The organism is Peristeroidobacter soli, assembly GCF_004138485.1.
Lineage (GTDB): Bacteria > Pseudomonadota > Gammaproteobacteria > Steroidobacterales > Steroidobacteraceae > Steroidobacter > Steroidobacter soli.
This window is the reverse complement of the sequence record NZ_RYEV01000006.1, coordinates 428,318-448,877: the sequence shown is the minus strand read 5'-3', so window position 1 is coordinate 448,877 and position 20,560 is coordinate 428,318. Positions and strand designations below refer to the sequence as shown.

15 protein-coding genes are annotated in these 20,560 nt (G+C 63.3%); 7 read left to right on the top strand and 8 right to left on the bottom strand.

Annotated elements, in window-relative coordinates; genetic code table 11:
* The first annotated feature begins 29 nt into the window (after positions 1–29).
* The 7 genes from EKO19_RS28340 (at position 30) to EKO19_RS28310 (ending at position 6,084) form a co-directional block, all read left to right on the top strand.
* Entirely contained in the window at positions 30–815 is a 786-nt protein-coding gene (locus EKO19_RS28340) for a MipA/OmpV family protein (protein WP_129780748.1), read from the top strand.
* A gap of 90 nt (positions 816–905) precedes the next feature.
* Positions 906–1,928 (top strand): AAA family ATPase, encoded by a 1,023-nt coding sequence (locus EKO19_RS28335; protein ID WP_129780747.1) that lies wholly within the window; start codon positions 906–908, stop codon positions 1,926–1,928.
* A 2-nt stretch (positions 1,929–1,930) separates the two neighbouring features.
* The gene (locus EKO19_RS28330) at positions 1,931–2,785 is read left to right on the top strand and encodes a DUF58 domain-containing protein (protein WP_129780746.1); all 855 of its coding nucleotides are present in this window, start codon (positions 1,931–1,933) and stop codon (positions 2,783–2,785) included.
* Positions 2,782–3,630 (top strand): hypothetical protein, encoded by an 849-nt coding sequence (locus tag EKO19_RS28325; RefSeq protein ID WP_129780745.1) that lies wholly within the window; start codon positions 2,782–2,784, stop codon positions 3,628–3,630. Before EKO19_RS28330 ends, EKO19_RS28325 begins: the two co-directional genes overlap by 4 nt.
* Positions 3,627–4,640, top strand: coding sequence for a vWA domain-containing protein (locus EKO19_RS28320; protein ID WP_129780744.1), 1,014 nt, complete (start codon positions 3,627–3,629; stop codon positions 4,638–4,640). Before EKO19_RS28325 ends, EKO19_RS28320 begins: the two co-directional genes overlap by 4 nt.
* Complete coding sequence (locus tag EKO19_RS28315; protein ID WP_129780743.1) at positions 4,637–5,173, top strand: tetratricopeptide repeat protein; 537 nt, start codon at positions 4,637–4,639, stop codon at positions 5,171–5,173. Before EKO19_RS28320 ends, EKO19_RS28315 begins: the two co-directional genes overlap by 4 nt.
* Entirely contained in the window at positions 5,170–6,084 is a 915-nt protein-coding gene (locus EKO19_RS28310) for a vWA domain-containing protein (RefSeq protein WP_129780742.1), read from the top strand. The genes EKO19_RS28315 and EKO19_RS28310 overlap by 4 nt, the downstream gene beginning before the upstream one ends.
* Here EKO19_RS28310 and EKO19_RS28305 read toward each other — a convergent pair.
* The 8 genes from EKO19_RS28305 to EKO19_RS28270 form a co-directional block, all read right to left on the bottom strand.
* Positions 6,081–9,317, bottom strand: a complete 3,237-nt coding sequence (locus EKO19_RS28305; RefSeq protein ID WP_129780741.1) for an amidohydrolase family protein — start codon at positions 9,315–9,317, stop codon at positions 6,081–6,083. The genes EKO19_RS28310 and EKO19_RS28305 overlap by 4 nt on opposite strands.
* An 8-nt stretch (positions 9,318–9,325) precedes the next feature.
* Positions 9,326–11,980: a TonB-dependent receptor gene (locus EKO19_RS28300; RefSeq protein WP_129780740.1), complete on the bottom strand. Its 2,655-nt coding sequence runs from the start codon at positions 11,978–11,980 to the stop codon at positions 9,326–9,328.
* Between the two features lie 94 nt (positions 11,981–12,074).
* Positions 12,075–13,070 carry a FecR family protein gene (locus EKO19_RS28295; RefSeq protein WP_129780739.1) on the bottom strand — a complete coding sequence of 332 codons (996 nt, stop codon included), beginning with the start codon at positions 13,068–13,070 and terminating at the stop codon, positions 12,075–12,077.
* Positions 13,067–13,660, bottom strand: a complete 594-nt coding sequence (locus tag EKO19_RS28290) for an RNA polymerase sigma factor (protein WP_129780738.1) — start codon at positions 13,658–13,660, stop codon at positions 13,067–13,069. Before EKO19_RS28290 ends, EKO19_RS28295 begins: the two co-directional genes overlap by 4 nt.
* A gap of 66 nt (positions 13,661–13,726) precedes the next feature.
* Entirely contained in the window at positions 13,727–16,000 is a 2,274-nt protein-coding gene (locus EKO19_RS28285) for a S9 family peptidase (protein WP_129780737.1), read from the bottom strand.
* Positions 16,001–16,009: 9 nt separating this feature from the next.
* A complete protein-coding gene (locus EKO19_RS28280) occupies positions 16,010–18,829 on the bottom strand; it encodes a TonB-dependent receptor plug domain-containing protein (RefSeq protein WP_129780736.1) in 2,820 nt (939 codons plus the stop codon).
* Positions 18,830–18,901: 72 nt separating this feature from the next.
* A complete protein-coding gene (locus tag EKO19_RS28275; protein WP_129780735.1) occupies positions 18,902–19,939 on the bottom strand; it encodes a FecR family protein in 1,038 nt (345 codons plus the stop codon).
* Positions 19,932–20,498, bottom strand: a complete 567-nt coding sequence (locus tag EKO19_RS28270) for an RNA polymerase sigma factor (protein ID WP_129780734.1) — start codon at positions 20,496–20,498, stop codon at positions 19,932–19,934. The genes EKO19_RS28275 and EKO19_RS28270 overlap by 8 nt, the downstream gene beginning before the upstream one ends.
* Positions 20,499–20,560 lie beyond the last annotated feature (62 nt).

Below are 20,560 nucleotides of genomic sequence, written 5' to 3'. Positions count from 1 at the left end.
CTTCCCCACTGAATGAGGATCGCGTCGTCATGAAGAAACTCCTGTTGCTCGCCTTGCTGGCGCAAACAGCCGCCGCGGAGGAAGCTCCGCCCGACGGTCCGCCAGGTCCGCCATCGCGTTGGGGATTGGGCGTGGGTGCCGTTGCATCGGACAGCCCTTATGCCGGCGAAGGCACGCGGGTCATGCCCGTGCCGCTCATCAGCTACCAGGGCGAGAAATTCTTTTTCCAAGGCATCCGGGCCGGCTGGCAGTTCATCCGCAACGATGCGTTCGAACTGGCCGCCATCGCGCAGTTCAAGTTCGATGGCTTCGACATCGACGATCTCGGCCGGCAACAGCTGGCCGCGAATGGCCTCGACTATCGTCTGCTGGAAGATCGCGATGACAGCCTGGATGCGGGGGTCACCGCCAAATGGAGCGGCATGGCCGGCGAGATCGAGCTGGAGCTGCTGACGGACGTCACCGACCGCAGCGGCGGACAGCAATTCTCGCTGCAATATGGCTACCCGCTGCATTGGGGCCAGACGATGGTAACGCCCAATGTCGGCGTGACCTGGCTGTCGGACGACACGGCCAACTACTACTACGGCACGCTGGACAAAGAGGTCGCGCGTGGCGTGATGGACTACAAGCCCGACGCCGCGGCCATTCCTCACGTCGGCATCAACGTGATGCGCTTCTTCGGCAGGAACTGGTCGGCGTTCGCCTTTCTCAAATACAGCGTCCTGCCCGACGAGATCAAGGACAGCCCGTTGCTGGAGCCGGACAGCGACGGCAGCGCCTCCATCCTCATCGGTCTGTCGCGAAACTTCTAACAAGATTCCCCGGGCACGCCGCTCATGAAGCGGCGTGCTACGATCCGGCACAGTGTCGCAGGTCGGTAGAGTCTCCTCAGCGAGGGTCCGATGGCTTCCGACGTACAGCTGCAGGATTGGCGGGATCGGGCGTTACGGGTCGAGGAGGAAGTCGGCAAGGCCATCGTCGGCCAGCGCGACACCATCCGGCTGATCAACGTGGCGCTGTTCGCTCGCGGGCACGTCCTGCTCGAAGGCGATGTCGGCGTCGGCAAGACCACCATTCTGCGCGCGTTCTCTCGCGCCATCGGCGGCGACTTCGAACGCGTCGAGGGCACCGTCGATCTGATGCCCGGCGACCTCATCTATCACACCTACGTCGACGCCGAGGGCAAACCCCGAATCGAAGCCGGCCCGTTGCTCCGGCACGGCGAGCGGCTGGCGACGTTCTTCTTCAACGAGATCAACCGCGCGCGCCCGCAGGTGCAATCGCTGCTGCTGCGGGCAATGGCCGAGCGCACCGTGTCGGCCTTCAATCGCGAATATCGATTCCCTCACATGATCGTGTTCGCCGACCGCAACCGGGTCGAGAAAGAGGAAACCTTCGAGCTGGCGTCCGCGGCTCGCGATCGTTTCATGTTCGAGCTGCGCATGCCGACGCCTGTCGAGCCGGAAATCCGCCGCGCCCTGGTGTTCGATCCCGAATTTCACGATGTCGATCGACTGATCGAACGCGTGGCGCCGGCCATTCTGCCGTGGCAGGAATTGAATGAGATCGGTGCGGGCATCCAGCGCAGCATCCATGCGAGCGAGGTGCTGGAGCGTTACGTTTTGGATCTTTGGGATGCGAGCCAGAACCCGGAGCGCTTCGGCGTGCGCCTCGACGGCGTCGATATGTCGAAACTGATTCTCGCCGGCGTGAGCCCGCGGGGCATGATGTCTCTGACGCGCGCCGCTCGTGTCGTCGCGTGGCTCGCCGGCCGAACTCACATCACGCCCGCCGACATCCACGCCGTGGCCCCATGGACGCTCGGCCATCGAGTGTTCTTTACGCCGGTCTACGAGTTGCGTCGTACCCTGCTCGCGCCGGCGCTCATCGAACAAATCCTGGAACACGTCCCGACACCGCGCTGACGATGAGCACCTCACGCGAGTTTCACTACAGATTGCCGCGCCGATCCGGTGGCTGGCGACCTGGCTCGCATCCCGGCTCGAGCCTCGGTGCCGGCCAGGAATTCGTCTCGCACGTGAGCCTTTACGACCGGCCGGATCCACGCCGTCTGGATCTTCGCGCCAGCTTGCGCGAAGTTCGCGGCGACTGGCTGGTTCGAGTCAATCGCCAGCGGGTCAGCGTGCCGGTGCATCTCATCGCCGATGTGTCGAGCTCGATGAGCTTCGGCGCTCCCCAATCGAAGCTGCAAGTCGTGGCCGATTTCGTCACAGCACTGGGACACAGCACCTTCCGGGTCGGCGATGCGCTCGGGATGCTCGCGTTCGATGCTCAGGAACGGCGCGACCTGTTCGTGCCGGCGCTGTTGAGCCGAGGCGTCGGCGAAGTGATGGCTTCGATGCTGACCGGTTGCAAAGGGACGGCGGGAAGCAGCGACGGACTGGAAGAAGCCGCGTTGCATCTGGCCGGACGCCACGGCTTGATCTTTCTCGCTTCCGATTTCCACTGGCCGCTCGATCGACTGGATGTCGTGCTCGATCTGCTCGCGCACTCCTACATCGTGCCACTCGTCATCTGGGATCCAGCCGAGATCCAGCCGCCGAAACGCGACGGGCTGATACCGCTGCGAGATGTGGAGAGCGGTCGCCGCAGCACCCTATGGCTTCGACCAAGCGTGCGCACGCGCTGGCACGAAGCGATAGAACGACGCCGCGCTGAGTTGAATGCGCTATTCAGTGCCCACGGCATTCGTCCCTTCTATGTCAGCGGCGAATTCGACAACGAAGCGCTGTCCCAGTATTTCTTCGAGGCCACGGCATGACCTGCCGTACCGAGATATTTCGGGCCGCGCTGCTGATGGCATGCACAGCCATCGCCACCGATGCCGTCGCCGCTCAGCAGCCATCGCCGGCGGTCGTCGAGCAGCCGCGACCGTTCGGATATGTCGTTGGCGACCTCGTGACTCAGCGAGTGCTGTTGAACTTCGAACCCGCCGCGCTCCCGCCGGCGCAGCGAGTGAGCATCTGGTTCGAACGCCGTCCGCCAAGAATTGAAAAGGCTGCTGACGGACGGCGTTGGCTGGTCGTCGACTATCAGCTGATCAACGCGCCGCCGGCGCTGGCGACGGTTCAATTGCCAGCTTGGGAGATCAAAGCCCGGGGCACGCAGTTGAAGGTTCCAGCCGCGCCGATCAGCATCGCTCCACTGATTTCGAATGCCTCCGGCGCCGACCTCCGACCGGATCGCGAAGTATCCCTCATCGACACTGCGCCCTCGCGTACGAGTGTCGTTCTCTGGTCGATCGCGTTGGGTGTCACCTTGGCCGCATGGCTCGCCTGGGTGCAATGGCGAAATTGGCGGGACAGTCACAATCGACCCTTCGCTCGCGCTCTGTACCAACTGCGCCGTCTCGACGAGAGTGCCCCTGAAGCATGGCAAGCCGTTCATCGCGCCTTCGACCGGACCGCGGGTCGCGTGCTGCAAATAGAGACATTGCCCGCTTTGTTTGAACGCGCCCCGCATCTACAACCGCAGCGCGCGGAGATCGAACGTTTTTTCGCCCAATCCAACGAGCGATTCTTCGGCGCCGGGTCGCCGGGCAATCTCGTGTCCGTGCGTGCGCTCTGTCGTGAGCTGCGCCGAATCGAACGGCAGCACGCGCCATGAGCGGCTCACTCGCCTTCGAGCACCCGTGGCTGCTGATGCTCCTACCGCTCGCGCTGCTGCCCTTGTTACGCAGGCGTCGTGACACGCTCGCATTTCCTTCCACCGCCTGGCTGCCGTCGGATCGCATCGGTCGCATCATCGGCTGGCTCTGGCCGCTGTTCGCCGTCCTCGCTCTGGCGAGCAGCATCTTCGCGCTGGCGCAGCCGGGGCGCCCGCAAACCCAGGTGCATCGGACCGGCAAAGGGGCCGAGATCCTGGTGCTACTGGATCGGAGTCGCAGCATGGACGATCGGATGCTGCCGGCGAACTGGCGGGAAATCGATCCGAGCCTGCTGCTGTATCACCTCGGCCGCGGTCAGCAAAAAGCCAAGGTGGCGCGCGAGCTGTTGTCACAGTTCGTCGCCCGGCGCCCCGACGATCGCTTCTCGCTGCTGTATTTCAGCAATCGACCGTTGACCGTCGTGCCGTTCACTCAGCACGATCCGGTCATGCAAGCCGGCATCGCGGCAGGTGCCATCGGTCGTGGGCTCGCCGATACCGATGTCGGTCGCGCGCTCATCGCGGGAATCGCGCAGTTCGATCAGCGCGCGTATTCGGGCAGTCGAATCATGCTGCTGGTCTCGGACGGCGGCGCCAACATGGACGACGAGATGATGAAACGCATCCGCATCGGCCTGGCGCGCAATCGAATCGCGCTCTACTGGATCTATCTGCGCTCCTATAACAGCGCCATGCTCGACACCACCGATCCACGATGGGAGAACGCGCCCGAGATGGCGCTGCATCGTTTCTTCCAGACGTTGAAGACGCCGTATCGGGTGTATCAAGCAGAGGATCCCGAGAGCCTGTCCCGAGCGGTCGCCGACGTCGAGCGACAGCAGAATCTGCCACTCGACTTCATGGAGCAGATTCCACGTCAGGATTACAGTCGCGTGTTCGTCGCCATCGCTGCATTCTCCTGCGCGATGCTGCTGGCCTATCGGTCCATGCTGTTGCGGAGCTTGCCGTGAAACGATCCTTCGTTCATCGCACGTTCGCTCTGGCCGCGCTCGTGTGTGGGAGCCTCGTCGTCCATCACGCCCTGCGCCTCGATCAGATCAAACGCACCAACGCGGCGATAACGAGCGCACGAGTATCGGATTTCAACGCGGCCGTGCCGGAAGCCCGCTTTGCACGGGCGATGGCGCTGGCCCGCGCCGGTGAGTCGGAAGTGGCAGTGAAGGAATACAAGGGATTGATCGAAAGCGACCGCCAGGATCTGAGCCAGGCCGCCCGCTACAACCTCGGCAACTTGTATATGCACGACGCGCTCGAGAACGGCGCGAGCGAGGCCTTCAGATCATTGCCGCTCGTCGAGCTGGCGAAACAGCAGTATCGGGACGTACTACGCAACGAGCCGGCGAACTGGGACGCCCGCTACAATCTTTCCCGTGCGTTGTTGCTCGCACCGGAATTCGAGCCGGAGATCGAAGAGAAGGAGGAGCCGCCGAAGAAAGAGCAAAGCACCAGCACCCTGCAAGGCGTGAGGATCGATCTGCCATGAGATCCTTGCGCCTGGCGATGGACAAGGACTCGCGCGCCATCGCGCTCGCGCTGGCACTGCTGATGATTGCGCTCGTCATGCCTCGCATCGAACTGCCACGCGACACTTACGATTACCTGCTCGTGTTCGATATCAGTCAGAGCATGAATGTCGAGGATTACCGGCTCGACGGCTCGCCCGTCAGCCGCCTCGCGTTCGCGCATGAAGCCGCTCGTCGTCTGTTGCGCGATCTGCCCTGCGGCTCGCGCGTCGGCTGGGCAGCCTTCACCGGCTATCGGACGATACCGTTACTCGCGCCGGTCGAAGTCTGCGCGTACTACAACGACTTGATCGCCTCGCTCGACCAGATCGATGGCCGCATGCGCTGGTCCAATGCGAGCGAAATCACCAAGGGCGTGTATTGGTCGGTGCTGACGGCCCAGGAAACCAATCCCCGCGCCGACGTCGTTTTCATCACCGACGGCCAGGAAGCACCGCCGCTCGATCTCAAGTATCCGCCAACGCTCCTCGACGACCTGCCGAAACAAACCATCCACGGCTGGCTCATCGGTGCCGGCGCTTACACACCCAGCCCGATTCCGAGAATCGACGAGGAAGGACATCGCCAGGGTTACTGGCGCGCCGACGAGGTCCTCCAGCCGAGCGCGCTGGGCGACACCACCTCACCTCCCATCGAACACCTGTCCGCAGTACGCGAGCCGCATCTGCAAAAGCTCGCCCAACAGCTCGGTTTCAACTACGCGCACCTGACCGGGCCCGCGTCGCTGAGCGAAGCGATACGCGATCGACGCTATGCACGGCGCCAGCCGACCCCGACGGATCTCTACTGGCTACCGGCGTCGATCGCAGTATTGTTGCTCGCAATTCGCTTTCGGCCGGACTGGCGACGCCGCGAACCGGACGCCGTCTAATGCAGCCGCTTCAAGGTCGTGCTGTCGAACACGGCGCCGTCGACCACCGTCCACTTCAACCGGAAACTGTTGAGCACATCCTCCAGCGGATTCGCCTTCATGACCAATAGATCGGCGATCATCCCCGGTGCCAGCGAACCGATGTCGTTCTGATAGCCGAGCTGTTCCGCGCCACCGCGAGTGGCGGCACGCAGGATGTATTCGCGCGGGATACCGCCGTCCTGCCAGACCAACATTTCACTGCGCAGTGGCGCCCCGAACGCGTCGTGACCGGAAAGAGTCATGTGCATGCCCCCCTCCAGCAGCGTCTTGGCGACCGCGGTCAACGCCGGCCGACGCGAGCGTTGAAACGTGTCGGTCGGCTGCTTGCGGGCGGCTTCGATCCGGGATGCGAACTTGCCATGCAGATAGAACCGATCGAAGCGCGCGCGATCGTCGGCATCCATGATCTGCTCCAACTTGCTCACCACTTCCGGCAAGGTATCGCGAGGCTGGCTCTCCTGCGGGAAGTCGATATGCCATTGCAGTTCCATGTGAGGCGTCCAGCTCACATCGGACTTCAGCAGGAACTGCTGAACATCCCGATACATCGGCACCGGCAGCGTATTGTGATGAAGCGGGATGCCTTCCGCCATGCGCGCCAGGGAATGCATCAAATGGTCCTCAACGTGCGCAATGACACATCCGCCTTCTGCGCCGGCGGCCTGCGCACGCCAACGAGCCTGGATGAAATCGCGGTCGCCGATTTCCTTCAGGCACGGCCCTTCGCCCAGATCCTGCTTGCGGCGGATCTGCGCACGCTGTTCTTCAATCGTCATCCGATCCGGCGACGGCCGGAGGTAGTGCGTGTCGATCACGCTGTCGAACCGCCAACGGGGCCCGAGCACGCGACCGCTCTCCATCAACACGCGCCAGTCGTCGGATGCCTCGTCAACCGAACCCCCGCCAGCCTCGAACGGCGTGGTGATACCGAAGGCCAGCGCCTTGGCACCGCCGGAGATCGAGCTTCCCGGCGTGTAGAAAGTCAGCGTCTCGGGATTGAGGGCGTGATAGTGCGTGTCGACCAGGCCGGGCATGATGGTCAGGCCGGTCGCGTCGATCACGCGCGCCCCTGCCGGAATCTGCACATCGCCGGTGGCGCCGATTGCAACGATGCGCCGATCCTTGATCACGATCGTGCCCTGCTCGATCACAGGTCCAACCCCGCGCTCGCCCGCCATCGTGATGAGACGCGCGTTACGGAAAGCAACCAGACCGTCGCCCTGACGACGCGGCAACGTCAGCTCGGTATGAGACTTTCGCACGGGCGCCGCCGAGCCGAGTCGATACTCGAACAGCTGATCGGTCCAACCATAGGTGAAGCGCTCGTTGTTCATCCACCGCGGATACAACGCCCCGATCTCGCTCACGCGCTTCATGCCCGGCATGCCGAGTGAGATCTGCAGCGGCTCATCGCTCGTCAAAGACAATGCAACCACGTACGCATTCTGATCCCAGCCGACGACGATGGCCTGCTTCAGGTCCGGCGAGGGAATGATGGAATAAACATCGTTGCCAGCTCGCGCGACAGTGCGCGGCGCGGAACCGAGACGAGCCTCCATCACATCCACCGACGCACGGAAGTTCTGTTGCCACTCCTGGAAGTTTTGAAAGAACAGCCGCTTGCCGTCCGCGGACCAGGCGAGCCAGCGAGGCGCGCCGCCACGGAAATCCTCGGATACATAGTGAGGCGCGTCGACCAGCGGCTGGAACGTCTTCTTTGCGACATCGATCCAGCCGATCTGCGCCGTGCCTTCACCCGAAGACTTACGTATCACGGCGAGCTTGCTCCGATCCGGCGACCACGTCGGCCAGTAGTAGCTTGCGTCGTCGTCGATCGCCGGAACCGCCTGTGTCGCATCCAGGTTCTGAATCAGCAATCGACCCCGTGAAGCAATCGCCTCCTCCGAGTATTCGAAAGAAACATAAGCGACGCGTCTGCCATCCTGAGACAGCGCCGGCATCGTATTCAACGCCGTGCTCGCGCCGAGCTGCCTCGGCTTGCCGTCCGGCAACTGCCGCACCCAAACCGCGCCCGCCGCCGAGAATGCAAGCACACGCCCGTCATTCGAAATCGACGGCCAGCGCTGCGATTTCACGGGCACCGGGCCATCCACGAGACGCTGCGTGGCCCGCACGCGGTCCGCGACGCTGCGAACCACGGTCGCCTGGAACGGAATCACCTGATCCTTGCCGCTCTTTACCTCGATCTTATGCAGCTTGCCGCCGTAGGCGATGACGATGAATGCATCGTCAGGCGTGAAGGCGTATCCCGGCAGCTCCTGCTCCTGAACGAACTCATCGATGTCACTGAGTGCCGCGAGTTTTCGATCGCTGCCGTCAGTCAAGTCGCGCACGTGTAGCGCGCTGTCTCCCTTGTTCTCACGCTGAATGTATGCAAGCAACCGCCCGCTTCGTGACAGCTCGGGATTGAACGCATAGCCGCGCGCCATCTGATCGCGCAACGGATTGATCTTGCCGTCGTCGAGATTCAGCCAGAACAGATCCCGTCGCGAACCCGTCGCGGAATGCAGCGTCATCGCGGCGGCGGCCCGATCCTTTTCATGCAAGGGAACGATGGCCGTCGCCACCGGATAGCGAACGCCCTCCACCGGCGCCATCTCCAATAACTTGTGCGCACCGTCGCTCTCCGCCAGGAAGAAACCGACGAAGCGGCCGGAGCGCGTCGACGGAATCGCGGCCAGCGCGCTGCCGTCCGACAACCAGCGCGGCGAGCATGCGAAGCCATAGCGGCTCACGCCGTACTTCTCGTGATCCTTGGCGGACCACATTTCTTTCTGAGTGAGCCGGCGCGACTGCTTCGATGCCCAATCCATGATCCACAGATCGGTAAAGCCGTCGCGATTACTGAGAAACGCCACACGGGAACCATCAGCAGAGAAGCGTGGACACAAGTCCCACCCTTGATCCTGCGGCCCCACCGGCTGCGCCTGGCCACCGCCCATCGGCACGCTGTATAGCCTGCCGAGCAAGTCGAAGATGACAGTTTTGCCGTCCGCGGACACATCGACGGACATCCACGATCCCTCGTCGGTTGTGACTTCGACGGTGCGCCTGCCTGGCGCCGAGGCATCCGGGGTACTCGCCGCCGCGCTGAGCACGGTGGCAAAGCACAGAGACACGACGACGCCGAGCGAGCGGCGCGAGGCCGCTCTCATTTGAGTCTGTTTCATTGGGATTCCTACCAGCGGGCGACGAGTTGAGCGCCGACGAAGCGTCCGAGGGGATTGGCGTTCACGCCGTCGTAATTGATTCCCAGCGGGCTGCTGATGAACGGCGGATCGCGATCCAACACGTTGATGGCATTGAGGCTCAGCGCCAGCTCCGGCATGGCCTCGCTGGCGATGAGGCGACCCACGTCATACTGCAAGCTCACGTCGAACGTGAGCCAGGAGCCGACCTCGGCGCGCTGCCCCGCGCCCGCCAGCCGGGCACTGCGGCCATCGCGATAGCTGTCGGTGTAATTGGCGAAGGCGGAAACGCTGAACGAGCGCAGCGCGTAAGAAACATTGCCGCGCAAGCGCAGATCGACCGGGCTCCACGCCTTGTTCATCTGTGTCGTGTACTCCGCACCCGCCACCAGTTGCTCGCGACTCTCGAGCAGCTTCTGACCCGCGAGCTCGAAGCCCCAGTCGCCCGTCTGAGTGCTGACGCGATAGCCCAGCGAGAAATCCAATCCCTCCATCTGCACGCTCGCGAGATTGCGCCAGCGCTCATCGACGATGGCGGTCACATCGCCCACCGGCGGGTTGGCGCAGGGGCTGAAGAACGCGCCGTTCGCCATGAAACACATGGACCGCGGCAGCTGCGCCCGATACGCGTTGATTTCTTCCAGGCTCGGATTGCGGGTAACGATGGCGGCGTACGTCGGATCCACCAGCACGCCGAACAGGTTGTAGCCCGAAGGAAAGGGCGTGCGGATGCGGTCGTCGTAGTCGACGTTGAAATAGGTGACGGCCAGTTTCAAGCCCGGCACCGCGGACGGCGTCAGGTCGAAGCCGGCGGTCCAGCTGCGCGATTCCTCGGGACCCAGATTCTCGCCGCTGCCCGACAACATCAGCGCAGTCGTATTGCCGCCGTAGTCGATGAACGATCCTTGATACCAGACGGCGGTACGATCCGCAGGATTGATGCGACTGAGCACCGGCGCGCGAAACGAGGTGCCCCAACTGCCTCGCACATTGACGCCATCGACCGGTGCCCACGCCAGCCCCACCTTCGGGTTGAAGGTGTTGCCGAAGTCGCTGTAATCCTCGTAGCGGCCGGCAAGCGTCAACTCCAGACGCTCGATACCACCGCGACGATTGCTCACGCCGACCAAGGGAACATTGAGCTCGGCATAAGCCGCAACCACATCGCGCGCCAGCTTGCTCGCAATCGACCGGCGACCTTCCTCGAACTCTTCATCGCGAAACTGCGTGCCGACCGCCAGCCGGATCGCGCCGCCCGGAATGTTGACGATGGTGCCGTCGGCGGCGAGCTCGGTCGACCAGGTCTGGGATTGATTCGCCGAAAAAATACTGCTCTGTTCCTGCGCGTCGGTCAGATCGAGCTGCCCCGACAGCCGCGCCTGCCAGTCGCCGGCCAGGTCGGCACTCAGCTGCAACGCTCCGCCGTATTGCTCGACCTTGCTTTCCGTGTAGTACAGCGCACCGATGTCGTAGTAGTACGAGCTATCGCGCTGGCTATAGCGCACGTCCGCCGTCACATCGAAGCGATCGGAGAGTTTCTGACTGATCGTACCCAGCACGCTGTGACGATCCTGACCTTGAATCGGCTCAAACCGGCGCAGCAACGCATTGGGCCGGACGAAATCCCGGTCGAAGCCGTCGAGCGGCGTGCGATGCAGATATTCATAAGCGAGCATCGCGTGCCCCGAGTTCCAGGACTGCCCGAGCACCTGCGCCAGCTGGGTTTCGTTGTGATCGCCTGCGGTGACGGTGCCGTAACGCAAGCGGGTTTCCGCGCCCGAGAAATCCTGGCGCAGTACGAAGTTGACGACGCCGGCCACCGCATCCGAGCCGTAGATCGCCGATGCGCCATCGGTGAGGATCTCGACGCGTTCCACGGCGCTCAACGGAATCATCGTCACGTCGACATAGGAACCCACGCCGCTGGGTGCGAGACGACGACCGTTCATGAGCACCAGCGTGGACTCGGCGCCCAGCCCGCGCAGGTTGATGCCTGAACCGCCGTAAGTCGTTTCGTTGACGCCGCCGTTGATGGCGCCGAACGTCGTTTCGGACACATTGCTGAAATTCTGCGGCAGACTCTGGATCAGCTGCTGCGTGCTGGCGTACCCGGTACGTTCGATATCCTGACGCTCGACCCGGATCACCGGCGCCGCATGATTCTCGGCGCCACGAATGTTACTTCCGGTGACGACGATCTCTTCCACGCCGTCCTGCTTTCGGGACGGCATTCCCGAAGCGCTTTGCGATGCGCCCGAGACGTCGATGTCGCTGGTCATCGCGATCCGATCGAGCTTGTAGCCCGAGACCGGCAGCAGAGATTTCTTGTCGGAGCGGCCGAGCACGGCAACCGTCGACTCGCCGACCACCTGGAAATGCAGCTCGGTGCCCGTGAGCAGCAACTGCAGCGCCTGCGCAATCGACAGCTTGCCGGAGACGCCGGCGGTCGACAGGCGGGAGACATCTTCACCGGCCGTCACCACCTGCACGCCGGTCTGTTGCGAGAATTCGATGATGGCCGCCGACAATTGATTCGGCAGGATCTTGAACTCGACGATGCGCGACAGATCCTGCGCCTGAGCAGTGCCGGCGAGCAGTGCCAACGCGCTGGCCAGCAGCGCTCCTCTACCCTTGGTGATCGACATTCAACCTCCCCGTCATAATTGTTTGTTTGTGAGCAATCGCGTCGCTCACATCCATTCACTACGACGGGCAAAGACAAACCGGAAATCGCTCGACTCAATCGCCTGCTGTCGCCCCTCTCGGCCGCAGCTCGATCGACGCGCCGTTGTCGACCACGGTCAGCGGGAAGACCGCCTCGAGCGCGCGCAACCAATCGTCGATCCGATCCTGATACACCGTACCGGTGAAGGTGCGATCCCCCAGCGCCGCATCGTCGAGAACGATGCGGCGTGCGGCGTACCGATTGACATCGGCGATCACGGAGCGCAGCGGCTCCGATTCGAAACTGAGCGCGCCATCGAGCCGGCTCTCCGTCACTTTCGGATCGATACGAACGATGTTGAGCTTGTTGCTCGCGGCGGAGAACGACACCTGTTCGCCGGCGACGAGTTGCACCTGATGACCGACAGCCGCGGAGCTGGGCGCCACGCGCACTACACCCTCGCTGACCGCGACGACAGTGCGATCCATCGTGCGCCTCACACTGAATGCCGTTCCCACGGCCGTGACCTGCACGCCGCCTGCCTGCACCACAAACGGACGTTGCGGATCCTTGGTGACGGCGAAAAACGCTTCGCCGGATTCGACGACCACCGAGCGTTCGTGATCTGAATAGCGGGTGACGATGCGCGTCTTGCCGCCCAGCTCGACTCGGGAACCGTCGGCGAGCAGCTGATTGCCGTGCTCGGCGACCTCCGTGGTCAGCACTTCGCGCGCCGGATCGATCCACCCCATCAACGTGTCCCGGCCCACGACGGACACGCAGAGCCCGAGCGCGGCGACTGACGCGGCGAGCGCCGTCATCGGACGCCGCCAAAAACCACGTTTCGGGGTTCTCGCCCGCTCGGCCGCCGAGCGCACTTCGGGCTCATCGAACGCGGACCACACCGACTGCAGACTCTCGAACGCCTCCAGGTTGCGCACGTCCGCCTGGCACCACTCCAGCCAGCGCGACAGCAGCCCTTCGTCACGCGGAGCGGCCTCGAGCTGCTGCAGCCATTCGGCGGCCTGGGTCAGCCGCAATTCGTTCACGGTACTCGCGGCGGAGCTCATCGCTTCAATCCCTCCCTGGCTTGCCGCTCAGTTGCACCATCGGCGCGCATCCGGCAATAAATCAATGCCTGGTTGATGTAATTGCGCACCATTCGTTCGGTGACGCCGAGCCTTTCGGCAATTTGTTGCTGACTCAACCCGTCGAGCCGGAACAGCAGAAACGCCTCGCGGCACTTTTGCGGCAGCTCCTGCAAGCCGGCGACCAGCGCCTGCAGTTGTTCGCGAGCCAGCGCGCCCCGCTCGGGCTCATCCAGCTCGACTTCGTGCTCGATCTCGCCCGGATCCTGCTCCATGACCGGCATGCGCCGCCGGCGCTGACGCAGCCGGTCCACCGCCAGATTGGTCGCCACCTTGAACAGATAGGCCTTGAGAAAGCTTTCCGCGCCGGGTTGATCCAGCTGCAACACCCGGACGTAGGCCTCCTGCGCCACTTCCTTCGCCTCCTGCACCGAGCGCAGGCGCATGGCCAGATAGCTCACCAGCGAGCGGTTATGTTCACGAAACAACCGGCCCACCGAGTCGGCGCGATCCGCCGCGACGGGCGGTTCGCCGTCGGGCTCGTCGGTGGTCATGGGCGTCAGTGGCGGCATCCGGACTCGTCGGGCGGAACGTACCTATGAGTTATACGTTCCGGCGCGACGAACCGGAAATGCGATCTACTGCAAAACCGACTTCAGGAAATCCCCGATCCGGCGCAGCAGGTCGGCGCGGTGGCTCTCGGTCCAACGATCGATCACGTGGCCCTCGCCCGGGTAGCGGGCGAATTCGACTTGCTTGCCCACCTGAGTCAACGCGTCGGCCATCAGCGCCGAGGCCGCGATGGGATAGGCATCGGCCTCGCCATGCGCCAGAAACACCGGCACATCGATCTTGCGGGCCCGCAGGTACGGCGAGTTGTCGAAGACCTCGGCCAGATCGCTGGTGAAGCCGATGCTGTTCAACAGCTGATCCTTGTCGAACCGCCAGCCGAAACTGTTCGAGTTCGGCGCGAAGCGCACCCCACTCAAGCCGATGGCGCCCCGAAACAATGCAGTCGAGGAGACCACCTGGAGCGCGGCGAAGCTGCCCTGCGAGGTACCCATGACGACGAGCTTCTCGATATCGATATAGCCCAACTGCTCGGCTCGATACACCTGCGGCAGCAGATTGTCGGTGATCGTTCGGGCGCGAACGTACTCGCCGCTCAACACCCCGGCGGTCGGTTGATCCAGAATGTCGACCAGCACGAGCGCAATTCCCTGCGCGAGCAGCGTGCGGGTCGGCACCGTACAGGAATCCGCGAAGGCATAGCGTCGGATCGACGCGGACTTCGACGCACCCGGGTAGATGCACACCACCGCCGGCGCGCGCGAGTTCCGCAACGACGCGGGCCGAACCACCGTCGTGCCGACCACTCTGAATTTTCCCTCCGCATCCGCGACGCGCATGGAAAAGTGGTCGACCTGCACCTGCTCGATGACAGGGTCTTTGCGCGCGCCGCTCAGCAATGGTTCACCGACCTCGAGCGTGCGTGACATTCGACGGAAGTTGCGAGGCGCGGCGGCACTTTCATGCAATACGATGGCGTCGGTGCGATCGCCTGGGGCTCCCAGCAGAATCTGGCTGGTCAGGCGCCGCTGCACTTCTTTGTGTTCGCCGGTGTCGCGATCGACCGCGACCACGACCACCTCCTGGCGCGAATGGTCTGGATACTGGAGCAACACTTGATCCGATCGAGGCTGCCACAAGCGATTGGACGAGGAACGAAGCATGTCGATACCGAACGTGGCGCCGATCGCTTCGCCTGGAAAGATGTTGCGCGCCTGCAGTCCCGACAACACAGTCACGAGCTTGCCGTCACCGCCGTCCACCGGCAGGAACACCGCTTGCAACTCATCGTTCTGCAGAAGTGGCCCGGCGAGCCAGCGGCCATCGCGTGAGAATGCCAGCGGCGTGTTGCGATCCCATTTGAGAGCGCGCAGATTCCTGCCCAACGCACGCGGCTCAGCGTTCTTGCCAGAGGTGAAGTCGAGGACATAGGGACGATCGTTCACGATGAACGCGAGTCGATCGGCATCGGGCGCCCAATACGGGCTGGTGAACAGATCGCTGCCCGTGAACGTCGAGTCGACGATCACCGGCTGGATCGGTCCGATGTCACGCACGCTGCGATCGACGAGCGAGATCACACTCAACCGCGCATCCGGCGTGAGCACGGCCAACCGCTCGCCCGAGGGTGAAAGCGACTCCCGACGCAAAAAGCTCACGGGTGCGGTCACGGGAAGTCGTGTCACCGCACCGCTGTCCAATGCGACCTCGGCAATCGCGGTGGTGGCCACGGTGTAGTCGCTATCCCCGAATGAGTACACCAGCACGGGGCGGTCCCACCCGTAAGGATTCGGTCGGAACGTCGTGTCGCCAGTGGTCGAGGTCACAATCGGAACGTAGAGCTTGCGGCCGTCACGGCTCCACACCGCACCTTCACGATTGCCCGAGCGCACATAGATGCGCGCATCGCTCACCCGACGATGCGCCTTTGTCCCGACGTTATAAACCCACAACTGAACCGCGCCGCCTTCATTCGAGTAGTACGCCACCGTGCGCTGGTCGGGCGACCAGGACGGTGACCAGGCGAACGCCGTACCGATTCGCATCGGCTGGGCATCGCGGCGACCCAATTCGCCCACGAACAATCCCGCATGTCTGAATCTCGCGGGCGTGCCATCCGCGGCGTTCTGATGATCCAGCTGGCCCTCGGCGAGCGTGTCATCCGCCGCTGTCGGCAGCGTTGCGCCGTACGCGACCCATCGACCGTCGCCGCTGATCGCCGGAGCGCTGGCAGAGCCCACGCTCTGCCAGTGTTGTAACGATGTTGTGTCGACAGACGCTGTCTCTTTCGCCAGCGCCGGGCATGCCATGCATACCGCAAGCACGAAACCGATGATCTTCATCGTGCGCCCTCAGAACCGGCTGCCGATGCTGATCGAGGTGAATCGACCGCGAATGTCGTACTGCGAGGGGTCGTAGCCGATGCCGCCGAACAGAAACGTCGAGTAGTCCGGCTCCTTGTCGAGCACGTTCACGATCGACACTTGCACGAACGCGTCACGCACATAGCGGTTGCCGGCCGCGAACAGCTTGCCGAACTCGAAACGACCCGACACGTCCAGCAGCCAGAAATCGCCGAGCTGTCGCGTCGTCGGCCCCAGATCCTGGTAGTCGGTGTAGCCGCTCACGTAGCGCCCCACGGCGCTGGCCGAAAGCTCGTGCAACTGCCACCCCAGGCCCGCCACGATTTTTCTCCGGGGAGACCAGCCGTCATAGTTCGACGCGCGGCCGAGCCGATCGATCGCCGGTGAACCTGGCACGAGCGCGGTTTCGTAGCTCAGCGTCTGCGTCATCGAGACCCTGGGCGTGAGCACGCCGACGCCGGTCGGAATCCGGTAACTCAAGCTGGCATCGATGCCCTCGACGTCGATGTTGCCGAAGTTCATATAGCTGACATCGACCGACTGAATCACGTTGGTGACCGGATCGCGCACCACCAGCCCGGGGAACAATGCTTCATTGTCGACGACGGTTTGCGAGTTGGGCGAACTCACGCGGTCCGCCAGATGCACGCGCCACCAAGACGCGCTCGCCTCCAGACCGGCCAGCGACTGCGGCGACCACACGAATCCCAACGATCTGGAATCGCCGGTCTCGGGATTGAGATTGCGATTGCCCCCTTGATACATCGTGTAGACCGTCTCCGCCCCGCCACGCTGTGGATCGTAGATGCAGCACAGGCCCGGCGCGGTACCACGCTCGTAGTAAACGAAATTCAGTCCGGGTGCCTTGAAGGATTCCGCATACGAAGCGCGAATCAGCAGCGAGCTCCACGGCCGCCATTCGAGCGCGCCTTGCGGAACAGTCTCGTTGCCAAAGTCACTGTAGTCCTCGTAACGGACCGCGCCCGTGAATGCCAGCGTGTCGCCCGCGCCGACCTTGCCGCTACCGATCAGAGGCACGCGCACTTCCGAATAGGCCGAAGTCGCGCGCCGACGATAGTCGAAGTTGTACATTGGCAGCGTCGGATAGTTCATTTGCAACCGGTTGCGCACGTACTCGCCACCGATCACGACTTGCAGCGGCCCGGCCGGCAGTTGCAGGACCGGTCCGCTCACGAAGCCATTGACGACCTGCGCGGAACCCTTCGGTCGATAGAGAAAATCCGGATAGACGGATCGCAACAGCTCATCCGAACCCTCGGCACCGTTCGAGAAAACATTGATAGCGGTGGCGGGGTCGGATGAAGCGAGCGCGCTCGTGTAGTACGTGGAGTTCAAATCATACGCACCGTCACGCGAGGCGACCTTGTCACGCGCATCCCAAGCGGCCAGTTCCCAGCGCCAATCGCCGCCGAACGTGCCCTTCGCACCGATCAATGAACGCGTGAACTCGACCTCGTTGAAAAAACCCAGCTCGGTCGCGGGCGAGGAGAATCGGTAATCGACACGCACGTCGACGCCGAACGGGTTGTAGGCGTTCGAGGCTGGCACGAGCACGCTGCGCAGTTTGCGGCGCCCACTGGAGAACTGCTCGTCCTGCCGGGTGTGCATCAACTCCGCGAACAACTCCACGCTGTCGCTCGGCCGATAGGTCGCATAACCGAGCACGGTCGTCCGCTCACTTCCTGGAATCAGATCGACGATCTGCTGGCTTCGGCAACGATTCAGCTGGCCGGCATTGAAATCCGCGAGCGACGGCATAGCGTGCGCTCCGGGCCGCACGCCGGCCGAGGGCGCATCGAGACCCGGCAGATTGCCACCACCGACCGCATACACATTGCCGGGATTGCAATGAGTCACCAACGTGCCATACGCATTGCTCGAAGTGATCTCACGTTCCATGGCGTTGAGGCTGCTGCGATCGAAGTAGGAGCCCATGAGCGAGACCGAACCGCGCTCCCACGTACGCCCCATGCCGACGTCGAACGAGCGCTCGGCGGTACCGTCGGCGCCGCCATATCGAACATTCGCTTCGACCCCGTCGAACTCGTTGCGCAAAATAATATTGACCACACCGCCGAGCGCATCGCTGCCATACACGGCCGATGAGCCTTGCGACACGATCTCGATGCGCTCGACCAAACTCGAGGGAATGTTGTTCAGGTCGAAGTAGCTGCCTTGAATGTAAGTGAACGAGCCGCCCTGCAACCGGCGGCCGTTGAGCAGCACGAGCGTGGTGCCGACGGGCAGGCCACGCAGCGTCACGGTGGTCTGGCCCACCTGATTGGCGCCCTTCTCCGGATTGCCCACCGACACTTCGGTGAGCGTGTTCAGGAAATCGACGACGGTCGATTGACCGCTGCGCTCGATCTCCTTGCGCGAATACACATTCACCGGCACCGGTCCCTCGACGGCGGTGCGTGCCAGCCGCGAGCCGGTCACGATCACGTCGGCGACCCCGTCCGCGTCGTTCGATGTACGCTCGGGCTGCGGCGTCGAAATCATCAGCACGCCGCTGGGGTCGATGCGCAGGATCAGCGAGGTTCCTTCGATGAGCTTCCTGGCGGCCTCCTCGGAGGACAGCGCACCCTTCACGCCCTTGGTGTGCAGTCCCTTGAGCTGTTCGGGGCGATACACCAGCTCCGCACCGGACTGCGCGGCGAGCGCTTCCAGCGCGGCGGTGAGATCGCCGGCCGGCACATCGATGGGCTTGGTATCGGCAACGGCAACTTGAATCGTAAGCAATGTAGCGGCGACGATGGACGTGCGACGCGAGTATCTTCTTGTCATGACAGCTCCCTGGTGCAGCCTCTGATCGGGCTGTGCATACCGGGACGCCGGTGTCACAAAAATCCCCCCGCGCTATCTCGCATACAGAACGATTCGATCGTTCTCGCGCACGGCGCGAATGGGATAGCTCTGCTCGAGCACACGCACGAACGCATCGACATTGTTGAGTCGCAAGTTGCCGCCAATACGAAATTCACCGACGCTGCGATCGGCAATGACCAGCGGCCGCTCGTTATAACGATTGAAGTCGGCCACGGCATCGGCCAGCAACGCGTCCTTCAGGACGATATAGCCTCCGCGCCAGCTCAATGCCTGCTCGGCCTCCGGCAGCGAAGTCGCCGTGATGAGCACGCCGGCATCGCCTGCTTGCGCGATGTTGCCGGCCGACAGTAGCACGCGAGGCGCGCTTGCCACTGCCGGCGCATCGAATTGCTTCTTCTCGGTCACGGCGACGCGACCTTCGGTCACCACTACGCGAACGTCGTCCTTCACGCGCCGAACAGAAAAACGCGTACCGACTGCAACCACGTTGCGCGCACCGGCGTAAACAACGAACGGTCGCGAGGCATCCCTGGCCACCTCGAAATAAGCCTCGCCGCGTTCCAGATCGATGCGCCTCTCGCCATCGGTCAGACGTACTCTGATGCGAGAGTCTGTGTTCAAAGTCACTTGCGAGCCGTCCGCAAGGTGCACGGCCTGCTGTACGCCGACGCCGGTATCGTAGGCGCGCGGCGATCTCATGAGCAGGTAACCACCGAATCCCAACGTCACCGCGAGAAGCACTCCCGCGACTCGTCGCACCTGCTGATGACGATTCAACCGGCGAGCGACCGGTGACGCGGCAGCGGTTTTTGGCTTGGCTGTAACGACGCGCCACTGACCCGGAGGTGGAACAGCGCCTGCCGGCACCCCTGCGCCCAACGCCTGCAAGCGATCGGCATGCTGCCAGATCGCTTTGAGCCGGATCACGGCGACCCGATGCAACAGCGACTCCGCCTGCCACGCGTCGAACGCAGCCGCATCCTCCGCCGTCCACGTTTCCCCATCGAGCCGCGCCAGCCAATCGGCCGCGACTGCATCGATCACCGCGCTGTCCGCCAACTCATCCATGCCCGGCTCCTTCTTCGGCGATGGCTTCGCCGCGCTTCGCACCGTCCATAGGCTCCTCCAGCAATGCCCTGGCCAACAAACGCATCCCTCGTGACACCTGCTTTTCCACTGCCTTCTCTTGAATACCGAGCCGCGCCGCTACCGCTTTCTGTGGCAATTGCTCGACTTTGCGCAGCCAGGTCACTTCGCGGCACTTCGGCGGCAGGCCATCGAAGGCTTGCGCGAGTCGCCCGAGCTCCTGATGAGCCGTCAACCGCGACTCCGGCGACACCTCATCCACCAGTGCATTCAAGGCGTCCAGGTCGCCCCACGCACCGATGAAGGTGATGCGGTTACGGCGCAGGCGATCGATCATCAGATTGCGCGCGGCCGTGAACAGAAACGACTTGGGCGAGGACGGCCGGGCCTGCAGCGCCGACGCCAGCACCCGGGCGTAGATCTCCTGACGCAGATCGGCGATCTCGTCGCGGTTCGGCCAGACGCGCGCCAGATAGCGCATGAGCGAACGCTCATGCGCCAGGATCTCCCGCACGAACCACTGGTCGATCTGATCGTCCATCGACCACACCATACCGCCGGGCACGGCCGATCTCACCAGAAATAAATTTTCCGGACCACGGG